Origin of the sequence: Vibrio sp. 10N.286.48.C11 (genome assembly GCF_041469805.1) — a bacterium.
GTDB classification, from domain to species: Bacteria; Pseudomonadota; Gammaproteobacteria; order Enterobacterales; family Vibrionaceae; genus Vibrio; species Vibrio crassostreae_C.
On record NZ_JBFRLK010000108.1, the window covers coordinates 1 to 7,539 of the forward strand.

Annotated in this window: 6 protein-coding genes and 1 tRNA gene; 3 read left to right on the forward strand and 4 right to left on the reverse strand. The window is 40.1% G+C overall.

Features of this window, described 5'->3' with window-relative positions; all coding sequences use genetic code 11:
* Positions 1-310 precede the first annotated feature (310 nt).
* Entirely contained in the window at positions 311-1,303 is a 993-nt protein-coding gene (locus AB4209_RS20930; protein WP_372057217.1) for a tyrosine-type recombinase/integrase, read from the reverse strand.
* Between the two features lie 621 nt (positions 1,304-1,924).
* Between AB4209_RS20930 and AB4209_RS20935 the strand changes: the two genes are divergently transcribed.
* From AB4209_RS20935 to mobV, 3 genes are all read left to right on the forward strand, one after another.
* Positions 1,925-2,770, forward strand: a complete 846-nt coding sequence (locus AB4209_RS20935; protein WP_372057219.1) for a replication initiation protein — start codon at positions 1,925-1,927, stop codon at positions 2,768-2,770.
* 510 nt (positions 2,771-3,280) lie between these two features.
* The gene (locus AB4209_RS20940) at positions 3,281-3,550 is read left to right on the forward strand and encodes a hypothetical protein (protein ID WP_372057220.1); all 270 of its coding nucleotides are present in this window, start codon (positions 3,281-3,283) and stop codon (positions 3,548-3,550) included.
* Positions 3,551-3,676: 126 nt separating this feature from the next.
* On the forward strand, positions 3,677-4,546 hold the full coding sequence (mobV, locus tag AB4209_RS20945) for a MobV family relaxase (RefSeq protein WP_372057222.1): 870 nt from the start codon (positions 3,677-3,679) through the stop codon (positions 4,544-4,546).
* Between the two features lie 175 nt (positions 4,547-4,721).
* Here the strand turns inward: mobV and AB4209_RS20950 are convergent, their stop codons facing one another.
* The 3 genes from AB4209_RS20950 to AB4209_RS20960 all read right to left on the reverse strand — a co-directional run bounded on the left by AB4209_RS20950 (position 4,722) and on the right by AB4209_RS20960 (position 7,435).
* A complete protein-coding gene (locus AB4209_RS20950; RefSeq protein WP_372057224.1) occupies positions 4,722-5,723 on the reverse strand; it encodes a hypothetical protein in 1,002 nt (333 codons plus the stop codon).
* A 217-nt stretch (positions 5,724-5,940) separates the two neighbouring features.
* A complete protein-coding gene (locus tag AB4209_RS20955; protein ID WP_372057226.1) occupies positions 5,941-7,254 on the reverse strand; it encodes a tyrosine-type recombinase/integrase in 1,314 nt (437 codons plus the stop codon).
* Between the two features lie 90 nt (positions 7,255-7,344).
* Positions 7,345-7,435 (reverse strand) — tRNA-Ser (locus tag AB4209_RS20960).
* Positions 7,436-7,539: the final 104 nt, after the last annotated feature.

The window sequence follows — 7,539 nt, forward strand, 5'->3', positions numbered from 1 at the left end:
AATTTTCCGGATTGGTATAAGTACATTGTCTCACCTCATTGTCATGAAAGTGATTTGCAGTACTTTAGATACGAAAAAGCCCTTGAAAATCAAGGGCTTAATGCGTAAAGAATAGTGGTGGAGGGATAGGGATTTGAAAACTAGATAGCCCCACCATCTTTTATAATAAAATCAATGAATTACAAATGATTTTCTGCTTGAAAATTTGTAATATTTAGACAAATGTTACACTCTTTAGGTACACCTGTATAGCCGTAGGAGACGAAAAAAAACCGTTCAAGGTGAACGGTTTGTATTGAGTATTTTGATTTTAAAATAGATTATTCATCTGGGTGAGTACCTGAGCACCCTCTGCTGTTTTCCTATATAGTGCGTAACGAGTTTTCACCATTGTTGTTGAACTATGGCCTAACATTGACGCAATATTCTCAAATGAAATGTTTCCATCAGCACAAACTGTTGCGAAAGAATGTCGACAAGGCTGTACACCTCTATAGCAAACGCGGTTTTTTAAAGCGGCTTTACTACGATTATATAAACTTTTGGGATTAACAAATGCTTGGTTAGTCATCGGATCTCGAACAAGCGGCAGCTCTGATGAGCTGGATGACACAGCCTGTTCGAAGCCAATGTTGTTTCGGTTTGAAATTTTTTTGATAGCCTCAACACTTGATGTATTAAGTACAATCACTCGATTTGAGCTTCGGTTTTTTGTGCTCCTTGCGGTGGTTATTGCTAGTGCCTTGTTAATTACAAGTTCAAATGTGTCAGGCGTATCTCCTTTACGCAAGTCATTTAACGTCAGCGCAACTAACTCTGATGGGCGCAGCCCCGTACAGATCGCTAGCAAAAGAATCAATGCCATGTAGCTGGTTAACAAATCACTATCGTCATTGGCAATACGTTTAATTACAGCAATCTCATCATTCGTATACGGCTTTGCAACAACCTCTTCATCACGACCTAAAACCTCAAGCGCTTCAGCGCATGGATTAGATCTGAGTAGTCCTTGTTTGTAGATATATGAAAAAATACGCTTTAAGTATGATGCGTAGTTGTTCCGAGTTTTTTTAGCGTAACCAACGTCACCGTTTGGCTTAGTTGCGCTAAGCATCGTCACATTAACAAACTCTTCAAGATCATGAGTCGTCATGCTTGCTACTTTTTGGTCACCGATGAATTTATCAATAGTATTTGCATAGCTGCAATAGCCAAGATACGTAGATTCCGCAATGTGTGGCTTGATATGCTCTAAAAATTTTTTGTTCAGTTTATTGATTGTGATTGAGGTTGGACGCTTCATTTTCCACTTCTTATTTGCGTTAAGTTGAGAAAATTATTGCGTTCCAAAAGGTTTGGTTCAATACATCTCACGCCCAAATGGACAATTAAAAATCCATAATTATTAATAGGTTAGTGCGAAAACAACCTAAGTGCCTAAAATGCTTCAAATCTTGTGGCAAAATTTTTTTTGCACTAAACGATGAAAAATCACTAGATAATACCCGTGTAGAACAGAGTCAATACAGAAACGATAAACAATGATATTGGTCAGGTGTGCCGCATACGTAATCATTGAAGGAGTGGTTTGTGTGATATTGCACCTATCCCTCCAAAATCCGCGACGAAGTCGCTGCTGTTGGCTTTAGATCGCTTGTCGATCACCCCGTCACTTGTTTCATGTGACTTAGTAGTAGGTAGTAATCTAGATCTTAAAAGAAAAGATACTAAGGGTCTCCGCAGGTCATTAGCACCAAGTGCTGCAGCGATTCTTTGGTACAGCTCGTGGGGAATATTGCTTGTTATGGGACAACGAAAAGGGTTGTGATGACAATGAGTGGGGCTTTCAGTTACAAAATTAAGGGAAAATTTTTGAGTTGCTATTGAAGGTGGCATTTTGATTCATTAACCTTCAACAAAAATCATGAATCAAACAAAAACTGAAGCTTTACCACAAATCAATCTAAATGATCTAACCCCACCATGTCCTTATAGTGGTGGCATACTAAAGCTCAAAAATGAGTGGGTATTTGCCGACTATGACATGTCGATTCAAGAAATACGCTTGATCTACTATGTTATTAATCGGTTCGATGTGTCGGAATATTTTGCTAAAGACGGAAATTTTATGTCTTCGGCGGAGTGCGATGCGATCCACAAATATGGAAGCGTTGAAAATCGCTCTATATTGCTTCCTCTTAAAGACATGCACAACGCCATATCTTGTAATAGCAAGAGCAAGTCGTACAGCCCGATAGTTAATGCCGCTTATTCACTGGTTAACAAACAAATCAAGTTAAACAATCAGGATAAGTCCTCTGAGGTGATAGATGTGCTGAAGTCAGCATCAATCGTGAAATGCCCAGATACCAAGTTAAAATGCCTGTTACTCACTTTCTCGATAGAATTCATGCCGTTTATCATCGGGGTGAGAGGATACAAGAAAGTAGACATAAATCATGCCTTTAAATTTGAATCACCAATAGCAGTGCGCTATTACCACTGGATGCTTCACTGCCTCAAAGGCAAGCAAAAAAATAGTTTTCCTATCGACATTAATACATTGAGAAATCGGCTTGCACTTGAAGGCGGTATCAAGGAAAAGCACTTTTATAAACGAATGATCGAAAAGCCTCTTAAAGAAGTGATGAAGTTGACAGACCTGAAGGTTACCGTTGAAACAATCGTCAATAAACAAAAAAGAGGTCATCCTCTCCAACGGGTTATTTTTAAGGTGGAGAAGCAATCGGTGAAGTTATCCGCCACCTAAAAAATTTCATATACTTCAAGTAAATGAATTTTTTTGATCTGAAAATATCTACCATTAACCGAGTTCTTGTACAGCTCATAGATGATGACAAACTCAGGCTGAAGTTGTTTAGTACCATCCATGAGCTGAATAAATTGCTTGAAGATTGTGACCGAAAATCTATAGCAATACGCAAAGCGGTCATTCGAGAAATGTTGGAAGATAGACTTCAAACAGATCGAGAGTTACGTTTGATCGTGTTGAGGCTACGCACCGAAGCTCGCAAAGAATTTTTGAATGCAATGAAGAGAGAGCAAGATTCTCTGTGGATCTACTACTTGCTAATGATTAAGGCAGATCTATTGACACCTAAATACAAGAAGAGCTTCTAATTTTTCTGAGAAGTGTCGCGCGCCCAGTTTCGTATGAGCCTAGGCTTACACTCATTTGGGCGTGAGTTGTGTTGATTAGTTTAGTCTGGTGAAAAATAATGAACGGAATACAACTTCACGGCTTTGAGGAATGCTTAAAATGAGTAATGTTAAAAAAGAATTATATATTGAAGATCTTAAATTTGAAGCTGCGCTATGGGCTATAAATAAACACAATAAATACAAGGTTAAAGGTGAGCCAGATTCGGCTCTGGAAATCTACTACAGCTTTGGGGATTACTTGGATGGTGAGAGCCTAGACACAGTAGTCGTAAACCTCAAAGATCGTATCGATTTTTTAAACAACATGTTTAATGATGCTAGAGCCATTAAATTTGCCGAAGACCATTTAGTAATTAACGATATCTAAAGTGGTCGCTTTCTTGGGTGAAACCCCGAGCACAATCGCAGATTGTATAGTGAGTACACAATCTTCGATTGTCGGGGGATTGTGTATACATGTGGAGAATGTGTATTCTTTTATTAAAAAGAGTATATGGCAACGACAATATTACGGTTTGAAAAGATCAAAAATATGGCGAACATCCGCCAATGTGGAGCGCATCAGTTCCGCCATCACCTAGACACCCCAAATGCTGACTCAGCGAAAAAATCGAGAAACCACACCTTCTTCGGCAGCGGTAATCTAAGCAAAGACGTCCAGTCTCGATTGGAACGACTCACGAAACCACCACGTAAAAATGCAGTGTTAGCGATGGACGCTCTTGTGACTCTTTCGCCTGAACTTCTGAAAGACAATAAGAACCTTAATATATGGGCAAATCGAACCAGAGACTGGCTCAAAGAGCGGTTTGGTGACAACGTGGTGAGTGCGGTGGTGCACCTTGATGAGTTGAGTCCCCATATGCATTTTACTGTTGTCCCTATCGATGAAAAGCCTGATGGTAGAATAGTTTTAAATGCGCGAGACCTGTTTAACAAATGGCAGTTAGCAGACATGCAGCGCAGTTATAATGAAGCCATGCGTAAGTACATTCCAGATATCATTCCACCCCGACATGGCTGTAAGGCAAGTCATACCACTATTAAAGCTTTTTATGCCGAAATAGAAGAAATCAGAGAAAATTTGCGTCAGCATTCTCAAGTTATCGCCACCGATGTGAAGGCGAACTTAGTGGACGTAACTAAGCTGCATTTTATAAGCCTTATAGAACGTTGTGTCCAAGAAGTAGAGGGTAAGTTGGGGTGTCAGTTGGAGGAACCCACTAGAGCACAGCTAATCTATGACTATCAACTGACTGTAGAGAAAGAACTCTCCAACATGCTTAATTCAGAGGTTATTTTTGAGTTATTAGATAAGAACATACAGGTATCAGCTAAGAAAACACATCCCAAGCTAAGATGACAAAGTATGAATGGTTTTAGAAGGGTGACTATTGTTACTTTTCGACCACTCCTAAATTTCATGTAGTTATCGATTAGTATGGTCAAGTCTTTTAATAATGCGCCGCCCATAATGTGCCTCTAGGTATTCAGGTAGAAAAAAGGATGCCAGTTGGCATCCTTTGAATTGTTTAAGGTTACTTTCTAGGTGGTAATGCCTTGATAGCAGCTTCAAGATCTTCAGTCTTGGTTCCAATCGGGATGTTATAGTGTGCATACAGCACATCATCTGCATGATCGCTCCAAACACCATCCCATCCAAAGCCTCGGAAGTGCTGGGAATCATGAAAAGTAAGACCATCTGGTTGCTCGAATGAGTCTCCAAACCAAACCCATCCAAGAGCGTGAGCGATCTCGTGTACAACCAGTAACTTAGGTGCCTGACATTTGTCATTTTCATCAGGGAGGCGAATCCATCCGAAACCTTCATCGGTTGTAAATTCGTTGTTGCCATTAACCAAGTGGTAGCCTGAATTACCTTGCGGGGTAGCTGCCCAGTTGCCACAGTTTCTGCCTTCGCCTTTATCTACCACCAAGCCTGTGCCAATAACAATACCACCTCTTACGCCATGCGTATTTTCCGCATCGGAGTAGCGGTTGTCATGGTTTGTAGGCCATGGAAAACTCTCTTCAGGTATCGAGACTTTCGTCATGTATTTACCTTCTGTATCTACATCTTTGAACATTGGACGACCAACCACATCTTCTATGTGCGCAATGGCTTCAAATATTGCATCTGGTATGGGTTTATCTACCCCGTCAGGGTCGTTGAAGAAGATTTGGATCAAGTCATCACCTTCAGCTTTGTAGCGCGATAATACACCTTGAGTTGGTGGATCACTTGGGTCAAGTGCGCATAGAGCTACATTGGTAGTGATTCCGTTCTCTTCATCATTCTCATCTAAGGGGTAACAAAAATGGCGATCACCGTCATGGCCATTCCTTGTGTCGTAGTCATCAAGGTCTAGAGGGTAATTGTAGTCGTGAATGACACGAAGTTCAGTAAAGTGGTTGTTGTTCAGTGCTGTCAAGATTTCAAGCACTGACTCTTTTGGTGGTTTGTCATCACTGCTATCATCTTTACAGCCGATTAGGGCTGTCGCTGTGAGCGCTATCAGCGCACAATGTTTTAACTTCATACTCATTCTCTTTGGATAATTAATTTGGGTGTTTCTTAACTACACTGACAGCACCTAATAGTTTGATATTAACCATTGGGTTATAAAGCGAATGCATATTAATTTATTGTCACATCATGATACAAAGCAAAACATGTAACCATTTGTTTATAAGAGAATTATCATAAAATGCGCGAATGAAACTTAGTCAATTAAGATTATTTTGTGATGCTAAATTTTATTCTGATTTGGAGGGAAGTGTTCGCAACCATCGGCATACGCGGAGCTTTTCAATATTTTCTGAGAGCACAGAAAGTTGGATGCTCTTACCGTATCGACCATAGGTCAATGTCTGTTTACTGTGGCCTACAAGCTCGCTAGTGATGTACTCTTCTACGCTCGCTTGTTGAAGCTCGTCAATAAAAGTATGCCTTAAGCTATGCAATGTAGGTCGTGTTTTTTCGATGAAGCCACACTGGTTAAGCACTTTGCTAAATCGCAGAGCGAATGACTTTGACCAATCTTTATCAATACCGATTGGCTTGAAGCCAAACAGGTTTACTTGTTGGTGCTCTACACGGTTATTAACGTAGTCAATAAAGCCTAGTTCGATCAAGCATGAATGCAGCGGTACAATGCGACTCGCATAGTGAGATTTTAAATGTCGATCATCACCTTTATCGTTGATATCAATGCACCAAATCCCCTCTTTTTGATATACGTCGTTTGTCTTTAATTGACATATTTCACCTGATCTTGCCCCAGTGTAAAGAAGCAAAAAAGGAAGCCAAAAGTTTTCTTTCATGACTTGTGTGTCAGTGTCTAAATCTGGAACTCTAGTAAAGTTTTGATGTTTAAAGAGCGTATCAAGTTGCGTATTGCTCCAGCGATTTCGCTGAGAAGACGGTTTGGCTTTGGCGCTAGCAGGAATCTTGATCATTAACGAAGCAAGGGGATTGGTGGCTATTACTTGCTTTCTTCTTAACCATTCACAGAATTGTTTTGTTGCAGAAAGGTACTCTTTCTTAGTTTTGTAGCTATTTTTCATATTTAGCAACGTATCCTCATAACGTAAGGAATCATTGTAAGTGAGTTGCTTTAAAGGCTTGTCTAACAGTTTGATGAAGTGGCTAATTCTGGTTTTCAACAATGATATCGAACTATAACGTATTTCGCTTTTCTCTTTAAATTCAAGAAAGTCATTTAAATAGGTTGTATTGGCCTTTTCTGGGAGTTGCTTAGGCTTATGGGGTACTACACCCTTAAGCGTATCTCGTGAAGCAGTAGAGGTGCTATTAAAACTTCTATTCTGTAGATGTTTAACTCTACTACGGAGTGCTTGTATAGATTCAGGGGAGTATGGGGAGCTTGATTGTGTCTTGATCCAAGGCCTCACGATGTGCAACACCATGACTGAACGGTCTATTGCTTCAGAACGATTTTTAGTGTGGAGCGAGAATCGGATTTCGCTTGGATAGCCCAAAGCTTTAAGTCGGGCAGGTAAGCTAATTCTGGTGTAGTAATTGGAGTTGCGGTTCTTTGTTAGATACATGATCGTGACACCTGTTAGGATCATGCAAAAAATCGTAGACAAGAAAAAAGCCCAAGTCTTTGTAAATCAATGACTTGGGCTTTATAAAAGTGGTGGAGGGATAGGGATTTGAACCCTAGAACCGCTATTAACGGTTGCCGGTTTTCAAGACCGGTGCTTTCGACCACTCAGCCATCCCTCCAACAAATTGTCATCAACAGATTAGTACACTGTTGAGGTTGTTATTTGCTAATGCAAGTAACGATACCTTTTGTCTTCACCTTTCAAAAAAGTGAAAATAAATTT